General features: G+C 68.1%; 20 protein-coding genes. 14 read left to right on the top strand and 6 right to left on the bottom strand.

Going from position 1 to position 19,354, the window contains the following annotated elements; genetic code table 11:
• Positions 1 to 34: 34 nt before the first annotated feature.
• The 12 genes from KF796_10150 to KF796_10095 all read left to right on the top strand — a co-directional run bounded on the left by KF796_10150 (position 35) and on the right by KF796_10095 (position 11,839).
• A complete protein-coding gene (locus tag KF796_10150; GenBank protein ID MBX3586998.1) occupies positions 35 to 808 on the top strand; it encodes a ferredoxin--NADP reductase in 774 nt (257 codons plus the stop codon).
• 342 nt (positions 809 to 1,150) lie between these two features.
• On the top strand, positions 1,151 to 3,352 hold the full coding sequence (locus KF796_10145) for a TonB-dependent siderophore receptor (GenBank protein ID MBX3586997.1): 2,202 nt from the start codon (positions 1,151 to 1,153) through the stop codon (positions 3,350 to 3,352).
• Positions 3,353 to 3,422: 70 nt separating this feature from the next.
• Positions 3,423 to 4,103, top strand: a complete 681-nt coding sequence (locus KF796_10140) for a Fe2+-dependent dioxygenase (GenBank protein ID MBX3586996.1) — start codon at positions 3,423 to 3,425, stop codon at positions 4,101 to 4,103.
• Complete coding sequence (locus KF796_10135) at positions 4,100 to 5,209, top strand: alpha-hydroxy-acid oxidizing protein (GenBank protein ID MBX3586995.1); 1,110 nt, start codon at positions 4,100 to 4,102, stop codon at positions 5,207 to 5,209. The genes KF796_10140 and KF796_10135 overlap by 4 nt, the downstream gene beginning before the upstream one ends.
• 40 nt (positions 5,210 to 5,249) lie before the next feature.
• Positions 5,250 to 5,522 carry a (2Fe-2S)-binding protein gene (locus KF796_10130; protein ID MBX3586994.1) on the top strand — a complete coding sequence of 91 codons (273 nt, stop codon included), beginning with the start codon at positions 5,250 to 5,252 and terminating at the stop codon, positions 5,520 to 5,522.
• Between the two features lie 87 nt (positions 5,523 to 5,609).
• On the top strand, positions 5,610 to 6,296 hold the full coding sequence (locus KF796_10125; GenBank protein ID MBX3586993.1) for an energy transducer TonB: 687 nt from the start codon (positions 5,610 to 5,612) through the stop codon (positions 6,294 to 6,296).
• A gap of 8 nt (positions 6,297 to 6,304) precedes the next feature.
• Positions 6,305 to 7,033 (top strand): MotA/TolQ/ExbB proton channel family protein, encoded by a 729-nt coding sequence (locus KF796_10120; protein MBX3586992.1) that lies wholly within the window; start codon positions 6,305 to 6,307, stop codon positions 7,031 to 7,033.
• Positions 7,034 to 7,035: 2 nt separating this feature from the next.
• The gene (locus KF796_10115) at positions 7,036 to 7,443 is read left to right on the top strand and encodes a biopolymer transporter ExbD (protein ID MBX3586991.1); all 408 of its coding nucleotides are present in this window, start codon (positions 7,036 to 7,038) and stop codon (positions 7,441 to 7,443) included.
• 155 nt (positions 7,444 to 7,598) lie between these two features.
• Positions 7,599 to 8,354: a carotenoid biosynthesis protein gene (locus KF796_10110; GenBank protein ID MBX3586990.1), complete on the top strand. Its 756-nt coding sequence runs from the start codon at positions 7,599 to 7,601 to the stop codon at positions 8,352 to 8,354.
• On the top strand, positions 8,351 to 9,769 hold the full coding sequence (locus KF796_10105; protein MBX3586989.1) for a DUF2236 domain-containing protein: 1,419 nt from the start codon (positions 8,351 to 8,353) through the stop codon (positions 9,767 to 9,769). The genes KF796_10110 and KF796_10105 overlap by 4 nt, the downstream gene beginning before the upstream one ends.
• A complete protein-coding gene (locus KF796_10100) occupies positions 9,747 to 11,528 on the top strand; it encodes a diguanylate cyclase (GenBank protein ID MBX3586988.1) in 1,782 nt (593 codons plus the stop codon). The genes KF796_10105 and KF796_10100 overlap by 23 nt, the downstream gene beginning before the upstream one ends.
• A gap of 107 nt (positions 11,529 to 11,635) precedes the next feature.
• Positions 11,636 to 11,839 (top strand): hemin uptake protein HemP, encoded by a 204-nt coding sequence (locus tag KF796_10095; protein MBX3586987.1) that lies wholly within the window; start codon positions 11,636 to 11,638, stop codon positions 11,837 to 11,839.
• A 94-nt stretch (positions 11,840 to 11,933) separates the two neighbouring features.
• On the opposite strand, the gene KF796_10090 is transcribed toward KF796_10095, so the two are convergent.
• The gene (locus KF796_10090) at positions 11,934 to 12,341 is read right to left on the bottom strand and encodes a heme-binding protein (GenBank protein ID MBX3586986.1); all 408 of its coding nucleotides are present in this window, start codon (positions 12,339 to 12,341) and stop codon (positions 11,934 to 11,936) included.
• A gap of 205 nt (positions 12,342 to 12,546) precedes the next feature.
• On the opposite strand from KF796_10090, the gene KF796_10085 reads away from it, so the two are divergent.
• The gene (locus KF796_10085) at positions 12,547 to 13,236 is read left to right on the top strand and encodes a Bax inhibitor-1/YccA family protein (protein ID MBX3586985.1); all 690 of its coding nucleotides are present in this window, start codon (positions 12,547 to 12,549) and stop codon (positions 13,234 to 13,236) included.
• Positions 13,237 to 13,294: 58 nt separating this feature from the next.
• On the opposite strand, the gene rlmD is transcribed toward KF796_10085, so the two are convergent.
• The 5 genes from rlmD to surE all read right to left on the bottom strand — a co-directional run bounded on the left by rlmD (position 13,295) and on the right by surE (position 18,241).
• The gene (gene rlmD, locus KF796_10080) at positions 13,295 to 14,728 is read right to left on the bottom strand and encodes a 23S rRNA (uracil(1939)-C(5))-methyltransferase RlmD (GenBank protein ID MBX3586984.1); all 1,434 of its coding nucleotides are present in this window, start codon (positions 14,726 to 14,728) and stop codon (positions 13,295 to 13,297) included.
• 25 nt (positions 14,729 to 14,753) lie between these two features.
• The gene (gene rpoS / locus KF796_10075; GenBank protein ID MBX3586983.1) at positions 14,754 to 15,716 is read right to left on the bottom strand and encodes an RNA polymerase sigma factor RpoS; all 963 of its coding nucleotides are present in this window, start codon (positions 15,714 to 15,716) and stop codon (positions 14,754 to 14,756) included.
• Positions 15,717 to 15,781: 65 nt separating this feature from the next.
• Positions 15,782 to 16,663, bottom strand: coding sequence for a peptidoglycan DD-metalloendopeptidase family protein (locus KF796_10070; protein MBX3586982.1), 882 nt, complete (start codon positions 16,661 to 16,663; stop codon positions 15,782 to 15,784).
• A gap of 13 nt (positions 16,664 to 16,676) precedes the next feature.
• Positions 16,677 to 17,438, bottom strand: coding sequence for a protein-L-isoaspartate(D-aspartate) O-methyltransferase (locus tag KF796_10065; protein ID MBX3586981.1), 762 nt, complete (start codon positions 17,436 to 17,438; stop codon positions 16,677 to 16,679).
• Positions 17,439 to 17,464: 26 nt separating this feature from the next.
• The gene (gene surE / locus KF796_10060) at positions 17,465 to 18,241 is read right to left on the bottom strand and encodes a 5'/3'-nucleotidase SurE (GenBank protein ID MBX3586980.1); all 777 of its coding nucleotides are present in this window, start codon (positions 18,239 to 18,241) and stop codon (positions 17,465 to 17,467) included.
• Positions 18,242 to 18,355: 114 nt separating this feature from the next.
• On the opposite strand from surE, the gene KF796_10055 reads away from it, so the two are divergent.
• Positions 18,356 to 19,330, top strand: coding sequence for an NADPH:quinone oxidoreductase family protein (locus tag KF796_10055; GenBank protein ID MBX3586979.1), 975 nt, complete (start codon positions 18,356 to 18,358; stop codon positions 19,328 to 19,330).
• Positions 19,331 to 19,354: the final 24 nt, after the last annotated feature.

Raw genomic sequence — 19,354 nt, 5'->3', positions numbered from 1 at the left:
AAAGTGCATAAGGTATCGGTGAAAATCCCTCCCCATGAGTGCCTTCCAGACCGAAAAAGTGCTGACCGTCCACCACTGGACCGACCAGTTGTTCAGCTTCACCACCACCCGTGACACCGGCTTTCGCTTCATCAACGGCCAGTTCACCATGATCGGCCTGCCCGTCAATGGCAAGCCGCTGCTGCGCGCCTACAGCATCGCCAGCGCCAACCATGAGGAAGAGCTTGAGTTCTTCAGCATCAAGGTGCCCGAGGGCCCGCTGACCTCGCGCCTGCAGCACCTGCAGCCCGGCGACGAGCTGATCGTGGGCCGCAAGCCCACCGGCACGCTGCTGCTGCAAAACCTGCTGCCCGGCGGCACGCTCTGGCTGCTGGCCACGGGCACCGGCCTGGCGCCGTTCCTGTCGCTGATCAAGGACCCCGAAACCTACGAGCGCTTTGCCAGGGTGGTGATCGTGCACGGCTGCCGCACCCAGGCCGAACTGGCCTACCGCCAGCTGTTCGAGCACGAGCTGCACGAGCATGAATACCTGGGCGAACTGGTCAGGAACCAGCTGCTGTACTACCCCACCGTCACGCGCGAGAAGTTCCGCAACGAAGGGCGCATCACCGAGCTCATGGCCTCGGGCAAGCTGTACAGCGACCTGGGCCAGCCGCCGGTCTCGGTCGACAACGACCGCTTCATGATCTGCGGCAGCCCCGCCATGCTGCGCGACCTCAAGACCATGCTCGAAGCCCGGGGGTTCAGCGAAGGCAACATGCAGCACGCCGGCCACTTCGTGATCGAACGCGCCTTCGCTGAACGCTAGGCATCCGTTCGCAAGGGGCGCTGCGCCACCGCAGACACCCCTGAGCGTCGCAGGATTGCCACAGCTCAATTGATTCTTAATGAGATGGATTCGCATTTGCGATAAACTCCGGACTGAACCATCCCCGGCCAGCCAAATCCGCGGCATCCCGCGTCCAGCCAGCCTCCCCATCGTCACCCGATCTGCCGCGAGCAGACCCATTCACTGGAGGCCACATTGGCTAAGAAAAAAGCTGGCGCCCGCGCGCGCTCCGTCCAGGGTCATCCCACCCGCTCCATCCATCCGGCACCCCAGATGCCAGCCCCGGCCTCCGAGCGGGCCCTGCTGCCCCTGGGCGCGCTGATGCTGGCGGCGTCGTTCGGCACCTGGGCTCAGAGCGCCGCCCCGGCCGAGGGCAAAACCCTGGCGCCCGTGACTGTCAAGGAACGGGCCGAAGCCCCCGAGGGCAAGGACTCGTTGCGTGCCACCGAGACCAGCATCGGCAAGGGCAACCAGGCGCTGCGCGACATCCCCCAGTCGATCACCGTGGTGACCGAGAAGCTGATGGACGACCGCAACCTGGACACGGTCAAGGATGCGCTGCGCCAGACCGCGGGCGTGACCTTCCAGGCCGCCGAAGGCGGCGAGGAAGACATCCGCCTGCGCGGCTTCTCGCTGGCCACCACCGGCGACATCTTCCTGGACGGCATGCGCGACTCCGCCTTCTACGACCGCGACACCTTCAACAACGACCGCATCGAAGTGCTGCGCGGTTCGGCCTCGATGCTGTTCGGCCGCGGCTCCACGGGCGGCGCGGTCAACCAGGTCAGCAAGGTGCCGCGCCTGGTCAATGAAAACGAGGTCACCACCACGCTGGGCAGCCACGCCTACAAGCGCGTCACGGGTGACTTCAACATCGTCACCGGCGAAAACGCCGCGCTGCGCCTGAATGCCATGGCCACCAAGGCCGACAGCAACGGCGCGGGCAGCAGCATCGACAAGAAGGGGCTCGCCGCCGCGTACCGCTTCGGCATCGGCACCGCCGACGAGTTCGCCGCCAGCCTGTACTACCTGGACAACAACAACGGCATGAACTACGGCATGCCCTGGATCAAGCCCAACGCCAGTGACACCACGGCGGCCAACACCATCATTGGCAGCCTCGACCCCGACGCCTACTACGGCATGGCCAGCGACTACAACGCGGGCAAGGCCACCGTCGGCAGCCTGAGCCACATCCACCGCTTCAGCCACGACAGCGAGCTGAAGACCCAGTTCCGCATGGGCAGCTTCAAGCGCGACCAGCGCGCCGGCACCGTGCGCTTTGCCAATGCCGCGTCGCAGCCCGGCGGGCTGGCGGTGGACCTGTCCACCTTCGGGCCCAACACCGTCATCAACCGCGGCACGCAGCTGAAGATCCAGGACCTGGACTCCGTGCAGCTGCAAAGCGACTTCAACACCAAGTTCGAGGCGCTGGGCGTCAAGCACGCCTTCATCACGGGCGTGGACATCTCGCAGGAAAAGAAGACCGTGTACTCGGCGCGCAACGCGGCGCAGGGCGGCGTGGACCTGCCCAAGCCGACCACCACCTTCGGCACGCCGAACGACGGTGCCTCCATCAACGAAGGCCTGCGCGTGCTGCGCACGGGCAACCAGTTCACCTCCAATGCCTGGGGCGTCTATGTGCAGGACCTGGTGGAAGTGGCCCCGCACTGGAAGGTGCTGGGCGGCCTGCGCTACGACAACATGCGCGGCAGCTACGACGCGTTCGGCATCCCCAACAATGCGCCGGGGCCCGTCACGACCACGTCCTACCAGCAGAAGATTTCCGAGCTGAGCAAGCGCTTTGGCGTGCTGTACCAGCCCAACGCGCTGCACTCGTTCCACTTCTCTTACGGCACCTCGTTCAACACCTCGGGCGACACCTATTCCTACAACGCCCTGAGCGCCAACACCGACCCGGAGCAAAGCGAGAACATCGAGTTCGGCGCCAAGCTCGACTCGGCCGACAAGCGCTTCACCACCCGCCTGGCGATCTTCCGCGCCACCAAGAAGAACGAGCGCAACACCGACCCCGACACCGCCGCCACCCGGCTTCTGCTGTCGGGCAAGCGCCACACCGCGGGCTTTGAAATCGACGTCAGCGGCCGCCTCACGCCCAAGTGGGAAGTCTATGGCTCCTACATGTGGATGCCCGTGGCGAAGGTGGACGTGGCCTCCACCGCCACCACCGTGGGCAACCGCGTGGGCGACCGCCCCGGCCTGAGCCCCAAGCACAGCGGCACGGTGTGGAGCACCTACCAGCTCACGCCGCAGTGGCGCGTGGGCGGCGGCCTGAACTTCCGCAGCGCGCAGTCGCCCGCCGACGTCACGGCGCCGGCCTGGGAGGCACCTGCCTTCGTCACGGCCGACCTGATGGCCGAGTACACCATCAACCAGCAGTTCGTGGTCAAGGCCAACCTGACCAATGCCACCAACAAGCTGTATGGCGAATCGCTCTACCGCGGCCACTATGTGCCGGGCGCGGGCCGCATGCTGCAGGTCGCGCTCACCGCGAAGTTCTGAGCCTGACTCCTGCAAAATGGACGCCGGCCCCTGCCAGGGGCCGGCATTTTTGTTTCAGCGAGCCCACGCCATGCTACTGACCGTTCCGGACATCCTCAGCGCCGAAGAGGTGCGCCAGATCCGCACCCGGCTTGACACCGCCCCCTGGGCCGACGGGCGCGCCAGTGCCGGCGAGCAGGCCGCGCGGGTCAAGCACAACGAGCAGTTGCCCCATGACTGTGAGGCGGCCCGCGCCGCCGGCGCGCTGGTGCTGCGCGGGCTGGACCGCCAGCCGCTGTTCCTGACCGCCGCGCTGCCCAAGAAGGTGTTCACGCCGCGCTTCAACCGCTATGGCGGGACCAGCAACCACTACGGCGACCACGTGGACAACGCGGTGCGCTTCACCGAAGCCGGCCAGCGCATCCGCACCGACGTGTCGTGCACGGTTTTCCTGTCGGACCCATCGGAGTACGACGGCGGCGCGCTGGTGGTGAAGGACACCTTTGGCACCCACGACATCAAGCTGCCCGCGGGCCATGCGGTGCTCTACCCCGGCACCAGCGTGCACCAGGTCACGCCGGTCACGCGCGGCCAGCGGCTGGCCTGCTTCTTCTGGGTCGAGAGCATGGTTCGCAGCGACGAGCAGCGCCGGCTGCTGTTCGACATGGACATGGCCCTGATGCAGCTGCGCCAGGCCCACGGCGAAAGCCCCGCCACCGTGGCCCTCACAGGCACGTACCACAACCTGCTGCGGCTGTGGGCTGACACATGACCACGGGCAGCCTCCCGGTCCCCGCGGTCCAGGCGCTGCCGCCCGGCCTGGTCACGCTGGCCGACCACGAAGCCCATGCGCGCGCGCACCTGGACGCCAATGCCTGGGCCTACCTGGGCGGCGGTGCCGCGGACGAGATCACGCTGCGCGCCAACCGCAGCGCATGGGATGCCCTGCGACTGCTACCGCGCGTGCTGCGGCCGCTGGCCACGGCCCACACGCGGGTGGAGCTGCTGGGCCGGACCCTGGCCCACCCGCTGCTGGTCGCCCCCATGGCCTGGCAGCGGCTGGCGCACGACGACGGCGAACTGGCCATGGCCCACGCCGCCGCGGCGCAGGCGGCGGGCCTGGTGCTCAGCACCCAGGCCAGCCTGCCGTTGGCCACTGTGGCCCAGGCCTTCGGCGCCTACCCGGAACGCGGACCGCTGTGGTTCCAGCTCTACCGCCAGGCCGACCGCGGCTTCACGCGCGAGCTGGCGCTGCGCGCACAAGACGCCGGCTATAAAGCGCTGGTGCTGACGGTGGACGCGCCCGTCAGCGGCGTGCGCGACCGGGAGCGGCGCGCGGGCTTCGTGCTGCCCCCCGGCATCGCATCGGTCAACCTGGCGGGGGCGCCGGTCGCGGACACGCCCCTGGACAGCGCGGCCACCTGGGCCGACGTCGAATGGCTTTGCGGCGCGACGCGCCTGCCCGTGATCCTCAAGGGCGTGCTTCACCCCGACGATGCGCGCCAGGCGGCCGCCCTGGGCGTGGCAGCGGTCGTGGTGTCCAACCACGGCGGGCGGGTGCTGGACACGGCGGTCACCACCGCCTACGCCTTGCCGGCCGTGGCCGATGCGGTGGGCACCCGCCTGCCCTTGCTGGTTGACGGCGGCATCCGGCGCGGCACCGACGTGTTCAAGGCCCTGGCCCTGGGCGCCACCGCCGTCATGGTCGGCCGCCCCTGCCTGTGGGGGCTGGCCAACGCGGGCGCGGTGGGCGTGGCCCATGTGCTGCGCCTGCTGCGCGACGAATTCGAGATGGCCATGGTCCTGTGCGGCTGCAGCTCACCGGCCGCCATTTCCCGCGAGATGGTTATTGCAAATGCGATGGATTCGCATTTATAATGACCCATCTTCAACAGCAAGCCAAATAGCCTGCCCTGCCATGATTGTCTGTGTCTGCCACCGGGTTTCTGATCGCGACATCGCGCGTCACGCGCGGGCGGGCATGGGCTTTGACGACATCCAGTTCGAACTCGGCGTGGCCACCCAGTGTGGCCAGTGCGAAAGTTGCGCGCGCGATGTGGTGGCCCAGTGCAATGCGATGCATCCCGTGGCGGCCCTGAGCCGCGAGACCGGAGCCTCGACCATCCAGCTCGCCAACCGCATCACGGAAAGCCGGGCATGGAACTCCTCTCAACCCTCGGTGGCAGCCTGATCCTGGTCGTTGGCTCGGCCTGGTGGATTTTTCGCAAATAGGCTGTGCACCATGCCTGCCGGCAGTGGCTGGCAGCCCCACCCTCCCATGACCTCGTCCTCCGCCCCCGCCCTCCCTCCTGCGCTGAGCCGCAATGCGGTGATCGCCGTCAGCGTGGTCCTGTTTCACGTCGCAGCGCTGTGGGCCCTGCAGTCAGGTCTGCTGCGCCGTGCGGTGGAGGTGATCGTGCCCGCCGAGATCATCGCGGAGTTCATTGAGCCCCCGGCCCCCAAGGTCGAGCCGCCCCCGCCGGTGCCCAAGCCGCCCGTGCCGGTGAAGCAGCCCGTGATCAAGAAGGCCGAGCCCCTGCCCCCGCCACCCATGCCGGTGGCCATTGCCGACCCCACGCCCGCGCCCAGCGCACCCACCGGCGTGGTGGCGCCCCAGCCGCCGGCGCCGCCCATTGCGGCACCGGTCGCCACCGCGCCCGTGGCCCCCCCGCCGCCGCCCAAGGTGGAGCTGCCCTCCAGCGATGCCGACTACCTGCAGAACCCCAAGCCCGCCTACCCCGCCATCAGCAAGCGGCTGGGTGAGCAGGGCAAGGTCGTGATCCGCGTGCTCATCGGCACCGACGGCACCGCGCAGAAGGCTGAAATCCGCCAGTCCAGCGGCTATGACCGGCTGGACCAGGCCGCGCTCACCACCGTGCAGCGCTGGCGCTACCTGCCCGGCAAACGCAATGGCGTGGCCGAGGCCATGTGGTTCAACGTCCCCATCAATTTTGTTCTGGAGTAAATCAATTCATGGACTCGCAATTCGGTCTCATCAATGTCTGGACGCAGGGCGATATCGTCACCAGGGGCGTCTTCCTGCTGTTGCTGGGCATGTCGCTGGCTTCATGGATGGTGATCCTGATCAAGGTGCTCGACCTGCGCAAATTCGCGGCCCAGGCGCGTGGCACCGAAAGCTTCTGGCACGCCAATGACTTCGCCGACGGCATGAACAAGCTGGGCACCGACCCTTCCAACCCGTTTCGCCTGCTCGCCGTGGAAGGCCGCGACGCCACGGCCCACATCCTGCACAAGGACGGCGCCACCAAGCCGCAACTGCATGACAGCCTCGATGTGAGCGACTGGATCACCCGCTGCCTGCGCGCCCAGCTCGACGAATCCACGGCCAAACTGCAGTCGGGCCTGGCGGTGCTGGCCTCGGTCGGCTCCACCGCGCCCTTTGTCGGCCTGTTCGGCACGGTCTGGGGCATCTACCATGCGCTGATGTCGATAGGCGTGGCCGGCCAGGCCACGATCGACAAGGTGGCGGGCCCCATTGGCGAGGCGCTGATCATGACGGCGCTGGGCCTGGCCGTGGCGATCCCGGCGGTGCTGGGCTACAACGCCCTGGTGCGCGGCAACAAGGGCGTGCTGGCCAAGCTCAACCGCTTTGCCCACGACCTGCACGCCTACTTCGTGACCGGCGCCCGCGTTTCGGCCGGCGGCACGGCGAAGATCGTGCCCATGAAGAAAGGCCTCTGACCATGGCTTTCGGCACCCAGGACGACACCGATGACGTGATGAACGAGATCAACATGACGCCGCTGGTCGACGTCATGCTGGTGTTGCTCATCATCTTCATCATCACCGTGCCGGTGATGAAGCACGCGGTCAACATTGACCTGCCGCGCGCCACCAACCAGCCCCAGGACGTCAAGCCCGAAACCGTGCGGCTGAGCGTGAACGCCCAGGGCGAGTACTACTGGAACGAGAACCGCATCGAAGAGGCCGCGCTCGAGCCTATGCTGCAAGCCGAAGCGGCGAAGAATCCCCAGCCCGAGCTGCACATCCGGGGCGACAAATCGGTGCGCTACGAGAAGGTGGCGCAGGCCATGGCGGCGGCCCAGCACGCGGGGCTGCGCAAGATCGGCTTCATCACCGAACCCAAATAGCCTTCGCGGGTCCTGCTTTCGCACCGCCACGCCGCGGGCGGGTGGCCGCTGAACCCGTGGTAGGCTTCTGCCCCATGGCGCCTGCCACCTGAACCCATGGGCCTGCACCTTCCCGCCTTTCCCACACGGCGTGCTCCCGGCGCGCGACTCCGGTCGTGACCGAAGCACCCACCCCATTCCTGCTCACCGCCGCCCTCGTGGCGGCCTGCGTGCTGCTGTTTGCCGCGGCCCTGTGGTCGGCCTGGCGGCTGGCGGGACCGCGCAGCGCCCTCGGCTTCGCGGGCCTTGCGCTCACGCTGGGCTGGTTTGCCGAGCAGATGGGTTCATCACGGGGCTGGTTTTTCGGGCGTTACCACTACACCCATGTGCTGGGGCCCGAGATCGGCAACGTGCCGGTGGCCATTGCGCTCATGTGGTTCGCGCTGTGCTGGCTGGGCTACGCACTCGCCAGCACGATCCTGTGGCGGCAACCCGTGCTGGCCCGCCCCGCCGGCTGGGGGCCGAGGCTTCTCACGGCCTGGCTGGCCGCGATGATCGTCACGGCCTTTGACCTCGGTGCCGACCCCTACTTCGTTTTCGTGCTCAAGGCGTGGATCATGGACAAGACCGACGGCGGCTGGTTCGGCGAAACCCTTCAGGGCTTCGCCGGCTGGATGCTGGTGTCGTTCACCATCATCACGCTTTTCCAGGCCTTGCTGGCACCCCGCGAGCCGGCGCGAAACGGGCCCCGCGAACGGCTCGCGGCACTGGTGCCCCTGGGCATCTACGCGTCGGGCCTGCTGTTCCAGCTGCTGTGGGGCCACCCGGTCGAAACCCGCGCGGTCGCGTTCTTCGCCATGGGCATGCCGCTGCTCATTGCAGCCGCCGCCTGGTGGCATTGGGCCCGGCCGGCCTCCGGGGCCACGGCATGACCGCCCTGTTGCTCCAGGCCATGACCCGCGTGGCCGATCCGCTGGCCGACCGCACCATCGCGGCCATCGTCGGCCCGTGGCTTGACGCGCCCGACGCCATGAAGCCGGGCATGGCCCGGCTGGCCGAGGCCACGCGCCTGATGGCCCAGTGGCGCAGCAACGCGGGCCTGGCCGACTGGCAACCGGACGATCCCGCGGCCGACCCGGCCGTGGTGGCGGCGCTGCAGGGCTACCTTGCGCAGGGCCGCCAGCTGCCTGCATGGACCGACGCCGCCAAGGTGGCGCGGGCTGAGGAAACCTTCATGCGCGAAGGACCACTGGCCTGCACGCTGCTGTTTTGCGCCAGCCTGCCCGAATGCTATGTGCCGCCCCAGCTCGCCGAAGTGCTGCACGTGGCCGGCCAGCTGGAAGCCCACACCGAGCACCGCATCCGCCAGACCGCTGCCATGGTGTTCCCGGTCATGCTCAAGGGCGGCCTGACCAGCGCCGACGGCTGCGGCATCGCCCAGGTGCTCAAGGTGCGGCTGATTCATGCCACCATCCGGCACCTGATCCTGCACGGCGAGCCCGGGCAGGTCGATGGCGTCGTGCCGGCCTCGCACCCCGCCGGGCCGCCAGGAGGCGGCCACGCCGCGCTGCACGAGGCACTGCTGTCGCATGGCTGGGACGTGCCCCGGCGCGGCCTGCCCTGCAACCAGCTGGAGCTCGCCTACACCCTGCTCACCTTTCACTATGTGTTCCTGCGGGGCATGCGGACCATGGGGCTGGGCCTGACCGATGCCGACGAGGATGCGTTCCTGCACGCCTGGAACGTGGTGGGTCACGTGCTGGGCGTGCAGGACGGGCTCATGGCCGGCCGCTACGACGAAGCCGCCAGGCTGTTTGACCACATGCGGGCCGTGGGCTGCGCGCAGGCGGCGGACCCCGACGTTCGCCCCGGGCTCGGCCAGGCTCTGGCGGGAACCATGGCCCGATCGATCCGCCTGCCAGTCCTCCGGCAGATCCCGGTGCCCATGACCCAATGGCTGATCGGCGCCGGTTCCGCGCGCGACATCGGCATCGGCGATGCCGCTCCCCTGCCGACCCGCATCGCCTTCACGCTGGGACGGACCGTGACACGGGCCATCGATGCAACGGTGCGTCTGGTGCTCCCGCAATTCTCGATCTCGCGCATGTTCACCCGGGTGCTGGGCTACCACCTGCTGAGCCGCTTTCTGCTGGACCAGACCCGGCCCCTGGGCCTGCCGCAGCAGGTGCTGAACCCGCTGCGTGACGCCGTCGCCGGCTGGCACCACGAGCCGCGCTCGCCCGACTGGCTCAACCGGCTGGAAGACGCCTGGACCACCCGCGGGCGCTGGGTGCCTCACGCAGGGCAGGCCGCATCAGCAACCGATGACCGCCATGGCACAGGCTGACGGCACGGGCATGCACCGACCCATGCGCCGCGCGCTGCGGGGACTGTTGCTGATGCTGTGCCTGTGGATCGCCGGCCCGCAGACCTGGGCCACGGCCTCGGGTGACTTCATCACGGCGCAAACCTCGTTCTGGATCGACCGCGCGGGCCGCGCCACGCTGGACGAAGTGCGGCAACTGCCCGCCGACACCTTGCAGCCGCTCGGCCAGTCCAGGTCGTTTGAACTCGATCGCGGCGCGTTGTGGCTGCGGTTTGACACCCCCGCGCTGGATGCCTCACGGCGCTGGTACCTGATGCTGGAAGGGGCAGCGTTCACCGACAGCGCCACGTTCTACCAGCAGGCGCCGGGCGGCGAGTGGACGCGCCAGGACGCCGGCGACCACCTTCCCGTGGCCGCCTGGTCGCATCCGGACCGCACGCCCGTGTTCGAGCTCGATGCGGCCGCCGGTGGCACGGTCTGGCTGCGGCTGGAGAATCACCCCGCGCCCCTGAGCCCCAGCCTGCAGCTGCTGGATGCGCAGGACCTGCGAACCCAGCGCGACCAGTCGCTGCTGCTGCTGGGTGGCTACCTGGGCTTCGTGCTGCTGGTGCTGTTTCTGGGCGGGGTCCATGTGCAGCTCTATGGCGACCGCGTGTTTGTGGCCTATGTGAGCTATGTGGCCTGCATGCTCGGCTTCCAGCTGGCCTTCACGGGGCTGGGGGGTCTGTTTTTCTGGCCCACGCTCGCGACATGGAACAACGCGGCACCCGCGCTGTTCATGCTGTGGCTGACGGCATCGGGCATCTGGTTTGTGCGCGAGGTGGCGGCCGTGCAACGCCATCACCGCGGCCTGCACCGCTTCATGACGGGTTGGTCGCTGTTCGGATTCATCTACCCGGCGCTGTACTTCCTGATGCTCAGTCCGGCGGCCTTCAAGCTGCTCAACCTGTACGGCCTGCTCTCGGTGTTGCTGAGCATGGCGGTCTGCATCTGGGCCTGGCGCAAGGGCGAGGTGTATGCGGGCTGGACCGCCCTGGGCTTTCTGCCGCTGCACCTGGCCTACCCGTTTCCCGCGCTGCGCAGCGCGGGCGTGCTGCCCGACAGCTGGGCCACCCAGTATGCGGTGCTGATCGGCTCGGCCATCGAGATCCCGCTGCTGCTGTACATCCTGCACCGTCGTGCCAAGGACTTCAACGAGAACCGGGCCCGGATGCGCGTCATCGACAGCACCGATCCCCTCACGGGCCTGACCATCCTGCCGGTGCTGCTGCTGAGGCTGGCCGACACCCTGCGCCGCGCGCGGCGCAACCGCGGTGAGTGCGCGCTGGTGCTGGTGGACCTGTCGAACCATGCGGACATCGTGGCCTCGGGGGGCCGCGAGATGGGCGAGCGGGCGCTGGTGGTGGCGGCCTCGCAGCTGTCGCAGCTGGTGCGCGATGTGGACACCGTGTGCCGCGTGGCCGACACCCGCTTCGCCATCCTGCTGGAGACGCCCTACAAGGCCGTCATGCTCAAGCTGCTGGCCCAGCACATCATTGCCAGGGGCCTGGCCGGCGCCGCTCCGCTGCCGCTGCATCTGTCACCGCGCTTTCGTGTGGTCACCATGGCGCTGCCTGAGCAGGGCCAGGGCGAACCGGCCCCCTCGGAAGCCGATGTGGCCCTGCTACTGGATCGCCTGCACCAGGTGCTGGACCAGCTGGAGCCCCACAAGGTGGTGGCCCATCTGCCGGTGGCCACACCGGCCTCCAGCCACGCATCACAGCCGGCCAGGCTGGCCTGACCCAGGGCACCCCCCGCGGGGCAGACGCCCCGCCCTGCGCCAGGAAGACCCTTGTGCCAAGGCAGAAATCGCTTGCCATTACGGTTGAGAATCATTATCATTTGCGCATGACTGATTCACGCGAAACGCCCACCCTCCCGCTCCAACCGCCCGGCGGTCAAGCGGCGATACAGGCATCGTCAGAAGACGCAGCGCGACAGGTCCACAGCACGGATCTGCTGCGGGGCAGCAAGGCCGTGGAAATCAACCACAACGGCGCGGTCTACCGCCTGCAGGCCACCAAGCTGGGCAAGCTGATTCTCACCAAATAGGTTTCATCGTGGGGCGACCCGAGGCTTACGGTCTCCAAGGTCGTTTTTGAGCCAGCCAACGGGCTTGCCCGACCAGCCAGGCTTTTTTTTGCGCTCAAAGACCGATGGCGGCAATGCCCGCGCGCGCGATCTGCGCGTCTTCGGTGGACTTGACGCCACTCACGCCCACGGCACCCAGCACCTGCCCGTCCTTGACGATGGGCACACCGCCTTCGAGCAGGCCCTTGAGGTCGGGCGCGCTGAGGAAGGACACACGGCCGCCATTGATCATGTCTTCATAGACCTTGCTTTCGCGCCGGCCCATGGCCGCCGTGTTGGCCTTGGCGGGCGCGATGTGGGCCGAGATCGGCGCGGCGCCATCGAGCCGCTGCAGCCACAGCAGGTGGCCACCGTCGTCCACCACCGCGATGCTCACGGCCCACTGGTTCTTCAGGGCTTCGGCTTCGGCGGCGGCGGCAATGGCTTTCACGTCAGCGGCTTCGAGGCAGGGTTTGGTTTTCATGGTGATGAATGAGGGTTGAATCAGGGAAGCGACAAGCATAACGGGTGCCTGTGCCGCCACTGGCCACGCACCGGGCAAAAGTAACCTTACAAAAAGTAGGAACAGGAGTACTCCCAGTCGAACCCGGGTTTTCCGGCCTGCCTGGCTTGAATCCCCCTAGAATGCCCGCATCTGCCGCTTTGCAGAACACAAGGAGTCAACGACCATGAACGAGCAAGTCCACAGCATTGACTACGGCTATGCCTCTCCCGCCGCGCAGCGCAACAAGGTGCTGCGCAATACCTACTGGCTGCTGGCGCTGAGCCTGCTGCCCACCGTGCTGGGCGCCTGGTTCGGCGTGGCCACGGGCATCACGCGCGGCCTCACGGGCGGCATCGGGCTGATCGTGTTCCTGGGCGGCGCGTTCGGCTTCATGTTCGCGATCGAGAAGACCAAGAACTCGGCCATCGGCGTGCCGGTGCTGCTGGCCTTCACCTTCTTCATGGGGCTGATGCTGTCGCGCCTGATCGCGATGGTGCTGGGCTTCAAGAACGGGCCCAGCCTGATCATGACGGCCTTTGGCGGCACCGCGGGCGTGTTCTTCGTGATGGCCAGCCTGGCCACCGTGATCAAGCGTGACCTGTCGGGCATGGGCAAGTGGCTGTTCGTGGGCGCGCTGGCGATCCTGATCGGCGGCATCATCAACGTGTTCGTCGGCTCCACCGTGGGCATGATGGTGATCAGCATGATGGCCATCGGCATCTTCAGCGCCTATATGCTGTTTGACCTCAAGCAGATCATCGACGGCGGCGAAACCAACTACATCAGCGCCACGCTGGCCCTGTACCTGGACCTGTTCAACGTGTTCCAGAGCCTGCTGATGCTGCTGGGCATCATGGGCGGCGACCGCGACTGACCGCGCATCGCGGCAACGTAAAAAAGGGGGCCTCGGCCCCCTTTTTGCATGGCGTGGATCAGGGGTCGAGCTCGAACACCGCGATGCTCTCCACATGCGCCGTGTGCGGGAACATGTTGACCACGCCCGCCTGCGTGCAGCGGTAGCCCGCCAGGTGCACCAGCAGGCCCGCATCGCGCGCCAGCGTGGCGGGGTTGCAGCTCACATAGACGATGCGCCGTGGCGGCGCCCAGCCGGCCGCTTCGGGTGGCAAGGCCGGCGCGTCGGGCGCGCCGATGCGGGCCTGGTGCAGATCAGCCAGCGCCTTGGCCAGGGCAAAGGCCCCTTCGCGCGGCGGATCGACCAGCCACTTGTCGGCAAAGCCGTCCTGCGCGAGCAGCGCGGGCGTCATGTCAAACAGGTTGCGTGCTACAAACTTTGTAGCGCACAATGGCCGCCCTGCCTGGACTCCAGCCTGATTGCGCTTGAAATTCTCGCGTGAGCGGGCCACCAGCGTCTCGCTGCCCTCGATGCCCAGCACCTCACGCGCCAGGGTCGCCAGCGGCAGCGTGAAATTGCCCAGGCCGCAGAACCAGTCGATCACGCGCTCGTCGCGCGTGGGAGCCAGCAGCCGCAGCGCACGGCCGACCAGCACGCGGTTGATGTGCGGATTGACCTGGGTGAAATCGGTCGGCCTGAACGGCATGGTGATGCCGAACTCGGGCAGCGCATAAGCCAGCTCGGGCCCGCCCTCATCGAGCAGGCGCACCGTGTCGGGGCCCTTGGCCTGCAGCCACCACTGCACCCCGGGGAGCCGGGCGGCAAAGGCGCGCAAACGGCCGATGTCGCCCTCGCTCAGCGGCTCCAGGTGGCGCAGCACCAGCGCGGTCACCTCATCGCCGCAGGCCAGCTCGATCTGCGGACAGGTTTCGATCGCGTCCATGCCTGCAATCAGTTCGCGCAGCGGCATCAGCATGGCGTTCACGTGGGGCGGCAGCACATGGCATTCCTGCATGTCGGCCACGTAGCGGCTCTTGCGCTCGTGAAAACCCACCAGCACCGTGCCCTTCTTGTGCACATGCCGCACCGACAGCCGGGCCCGGTAACGGTAGCCCCAGGGCGGCCCCTCGATGGGCCGCAGGATGCCCTCGGGGCGGACCTTGCCCAAGTGCCACAGGTTGTCTTCCAGCACCCGCTGCTTGACCGCGACCTGCGCGCCCACATGCAGGTGCTGCATCTTGCAGCCGCCGCAGGCGCCCGCATGCAAGCCGAAATGCGGGCAGCCCGGCCGCACCCGCTGCGACGATTCGCGGTGGATCGCGGTGACCGTGCCCTGTTCCCAGTTGTTCTTGCTGCGGTTGACCTTGACGCTGACCTGCTCGAAGGGCAGCGCGCCCTCGATGAACACCACCTTGCCGTCGGGCCGGCGGGCCACGCCCTGGGCGTCAATGTCCAGCGCGTCCACTTCGAGCCAGCCCTCGGGCAGCTCCTGCTTTGAATTCTCTTCTGTCATGCCTGAATTGTCTCAGGCCGGCGGACTACAGCAGCGCTTCCTTGTTGATGCCGTTGCGCACCATGTGGCGGCGCAGCTTGAGCAGCGCCTCGTTCTGGATCTGGCGCACCCGCTCGCGCGTCAGGCCCAGCCGGTCGGAGAGCACTTCCAGGGTCTCGGGCTCGCGGTCGTGCAGGCCGAAGCGGCCCTCGAGCACTTCCTTCTCGCGGCCCGACAGCGCCTCGATCCAGTTGTTGAGCAGGCGCTCCACTTCATGGTTCTGCGTCACGCCGGTGGGGTCCAGCGTGAGCTCGTCGGCCAGGCTGTCGCCCAGCGTGTGGTCGTCGTCGGAGCGGTCGACCGCGGCGTCCAGCGAGCGCGGCGTCTCCGCCATGGCCAGCAGTTCGGCCACCTCCTGCACATCGCGGCCCAGCAGCGCGGCCACGTCTTCCACGCGCACGCCCTCGCCCTCGAAGCCGTTGCGCGCCGCGGCGAAGGCCGGGTCGTTCTCCAGCGTGCGGCGCGCGCGCAGCACCTGCTGCAGCTCGCGCACCACGTGCACCGGCAGGCGGATCACGCGCCCCTGGTTCATCACGGCGCGCTCCACCGACTGGCGGATCCACCAGGTGGCATAGGTGGAGAAGCGAAAGCCCCGCTCGGGCTCGAACTTGTCGATCGCGTGCATCAGGCCCAGGTTGCCTTCCTCGATCAGGTCCGCCAGCGGCACGCCACGGCCCAGATAGCCCTTGGCGATGCTGACCACCAGGCGCAGGTTGTGCTCGATCATCGACTGGCGCGCCTCGAACTCGCCGGCGCGCGCGCGCGTGGCCATGGCGAATTCCTGCTCGGCCGTGAACAGCTCGGTGCGGCGGACCTCGCGCAGGTACAGCGTGAGCGTGTCGCTCGATTCGCCCGCCACCTCGCGCAGCGGGTCACGCCGCAGGGCTTCGGGGCTGATCTCTTCCGCGTCGTCGGCCGCGGCCGGCCCACCTTCGGCGGGCACGGACATGCCGCCGCCTTCAAGCGCGCCCGGAACTGCTGTCTTGCCGTTGCCGTTGCGCTTCTTCATGGCCGCTACCTGGCGGGAAGGTACTTGGCCGGATCCACCGGCTTGCCCTGACGCCGGATCTCGAAATGCAGCTTCACGCGGTCAGCGTCGGTGTTGCCCATTTCGGCGATCTTCTGGCCCTTGCGCACCACCTGGTCCTCCTTGACCAGCAGCGCCTGGTTGTGCGCGTAGGCCGACAGATAGGTGTTGTTGTGCTTGAGGATGATCAGGTTGCCATAGCCGCGAAGGCCCGCCCCCGCGTAGACCACGCGGCCATCGGCGGACGCCAGCACCGGCTCGCCGGCCTTGCCCGCAAGGTCCAGGCCCTTGTTCTTGACCTCGTCGTAGCCCGCAAGCACGGCCCCGTTCACGGGCCAGGCCCAGGGCAGGTCGTCTTCACCGGCTGTTGCAGCGGGCGTGGCAGGCGCCGCGGCCGCCGAGGCTGCCGGCTTGGGCGCGCTCGCGGCCTGGGTGGGCGTGCCGGCGCCCGGCGTGGCCGTGCCGGGCGCGATGGGCTTGACCACCACGCCGGTCTCGGGCGCTGGCGTGGGTGCAGCCGCCGTCACCACCGGCGGCGTGATGCGCAGGACCTGCCCCACCTCGATCACGTTGGGGTTCTCCAGATTGTTCCAGCGCACGATGTCGCGCCAGTTCTGGCCGCTTTCCAGCGCGATGCGCACCACGGTGTCGCCGGGCTTGACGGTGTAGTAGCCGGGCTTGCCGGCGTTCTCCGCGCCCGGGGGCAGCTTGGCGCCCGGGTCCACCGCCACCGGCGCGGGCCGCGCGGCACCGGTGCCACGGTCTTCCACCGGCGCCGGGGTCCGGGAACTGGAGGCACAGCCGGCCAGCACCCCGGCCACGACACAGGCCAGTGCCAGTTTCCAAACCCCGTTGCGCAACTCGATCATGTATGGATTCCCTTCAAGCGATGCCTGATTTTAGAGGGACAAAGTGAACCGCTTCCAGAACAGTTTGTTTCATTCCCGCGGAGGTCTTCTCCAGCACCACCAGCGCCTGTTTGGCCTGCGCCGTGACCATGGGCGCAACGATGCGGCCACCCACCGCGAGCTGGTCGATCCAGGCCTGCGGGATCGCTTCGCCACCGGCGGCGGCAATGATGCCCGCATAGGGCGCGCCCTTGGCAAAGCCCACCATGCCATCGCCAAACAGCAGGTGCACATTGGCCAGGCGAAACGGCCGCAGGTTGTCGCGCGCGCGCTCATGCAGGCCGCGCAGGCGCTCGATGCTGTAGACCTCGGTGGCCAGCAGGCCCAGCACGGCGGCCTGGTAGCCGCAGCCCGTGCCGATTTCGAGCACGCGGCCCAGCCGGCCCGTGGGCCCGCGCGCGCCGCCCATGAGCAGCTCCGCCATGCGCGCCACCACGTTGGGCTTGGAGATGGTCTGGCCCAGCCCGATCGGCAGGCTGGTGTCTTCATAGGCCTGGTTGACCAGCGCGCTGTCGACAAAGCGATGGCGCTCGACGCTGCCCATCGCGGCCAGCACCTGCGCATCGCTCACGCCCTGGGCCGCGAGCTTCTGCACCATGCGGGCCCGCACGGCGCTGGAGTCCATGCCCACGCCGCTGGACCGCGGTTGCGGGTCTTTCAGGCCTGTAGCCCTTGCGGGGCGGCCACTGTTCGCTATCTTTTTGGGAGCAACCGGGGCGCCGGAACGCAGGTCCATCCGGGCCGGAAAGGCCGGGCGCCGGCTCACCGCGCCTCCGCTGGCGTGGACGGCGCGAGCTGTGCCACGGTCTGGCCCCAGTAGCGCAGGCGGTCGTGGTCGGTCAGGTCCACCTGCAGCGGCGTGAGCGACACATGGCCCTGCGCCGTCGCATGGAAATCGGTGCCGTCGGCGCCGTCCTTGGCCGCGCCCGCGCCACCGATCCAGTACATGGTGTCGCCGCGCGGGCTGTCCTGCGCAATGACCTTCTCGGCCGCGTGCCGGCGCCCGAGGCGGCAGACCTTCAGCGGCTTGATGTCCGCCAGCGGCAGGCACGGGATGTTGACATTGAGCAGCCAGGGGTCGGCGGCGGGCAGCCCGGGCAGCAGGCCGCGCACCAGGTCATGCGCCTTGCGGGCCGCCGCGTCCAGGTGCTTCCAGCCCTTCTCGGTCTGCGAGAACGCGATCGCGGGAATGCCGAACAGGTAGCCTTCCATGGCCGCGCCCACGGTGCCGGAGTAGATCGTGTCGTCACCCATGTTGGCGCCGTTGTTGATGCCGCTGACCACCAGGTCGGGCCGGTAGCCGAGCAGGCCGGTGAGCGCAATGTGCACGCAGTCGGCCGGCGTGCCGTTGACATAGCGGAACCCGTTGGACGCCTGGTGCACGTACAGCGGCGAGTGCAGCGTGAGCGCGTTGGACTTGGCGCTGTTGTTGTGCTCGGGGGCCACCACCTCGACCTCGCCCAGGTCCTGCAGCGCCTCATGAAGGGCGACGATGCCCGGCGCCTGGTAGCCATCGTCGTTGCAGATCAGTATTTTCATGAGTGACAGACCATGAGCGCGATTGTAGGTCCGCCCCCGCGGCGCGCGTCACGGCAGAGACAATCGATGCCGGCGCGTTTGCCTATCATCAACGCCATCTGACAGGAGAACACGATGCATGCATGGCTTTGCGAAGATCCCACCGGCGTGGACGCCCTTCAATGGAAGGAACTGCCGACCCCGCAACCCAAAGCGGGCGAGGTCCTGATCGCGATCCAGGCCGCGAGCCTGAATTTTCCGGACCTGCTGATCGTCCAGAACAAGTACCAGATCAAGCCGCCGCTGCCCTTTGTGCCCGGCTCCGAATACGCGGGCGTGATCGAGGCCGTGGGCGAAGGCGTGACCCACCTCAAGGTCGGCCAGGCCGTGGCCTGCCTGTCGGGCACCGGCGGCTTCGGCACCCACACGATCGCGCCCGCCGCGCTGTGCATGCCCCTGCCCCCGGGCTTTCCGCCGGTGGACGCGGCGGCCTTCATCATGATCTACGCCACCTCGTGGCATGCGCTGGTGGACCGGGCCCAGCTCAAGGCCGGCGAGACCGTGCTGGTGCTGGGCGCCGCGGGCGGCGTGGGCACCTCGGCCATCCAGATCGCCAAGGCCGTGGGCGCGCGGGTCATTGCCGCGGCCTCCACTGACGAGAAATGCGCGCTGTGCCAGTCCATCGGCGCCGACGCAACCATCAACTACACCCGCGAGAACCTGCGTGACGCGATCAAGGCGGCCACGGGCGGCAAGGGCCCCGACGTGATCTACGACCCCGTGGGTGGCGACTTCGCCGAGCCGGCCTTCCGCTCCATCGCCTGGCGCGGGCGCTACCTTGTGGTGGGCTTCGCCTCGGGCCCGATCCCGGCGCTGCCGCTGAACCTGGCGCTGCTCAAGGGCGCCTCCATCGTGGGCGTGTTCTGGGGCGACTTTGCCAAGCGCGAACCCAAGGCCAATGCCGCCATGATGGGCGAGCTGGCGCAGTGGTATGCCCAGGGCAAGATCAAGCCCGTGATCGACCGCACCATGCCCATGAACGAGCTCAAGGCCGCCTACGCCCACATGGGTTCACGCGGGGTCAAGGGAAAACTGGTGATGGTGAACTGAACGGGCGCCACAAGGCCGCTATAA

Origin of the sequence: Ramlibacter sp., assembly GCA_019635435.1 — a bacterium.
Lineage (GTDB): Bacteria > Pseudomonadota > Gammaproteobacteria > Burkholderiales > Burkholderiaceae_C > JAHBZM01.
Note: the sequence above shows the minus strand (reverse complement) of the source record. Positions and strands in the feature narration are given on the sequence as shown.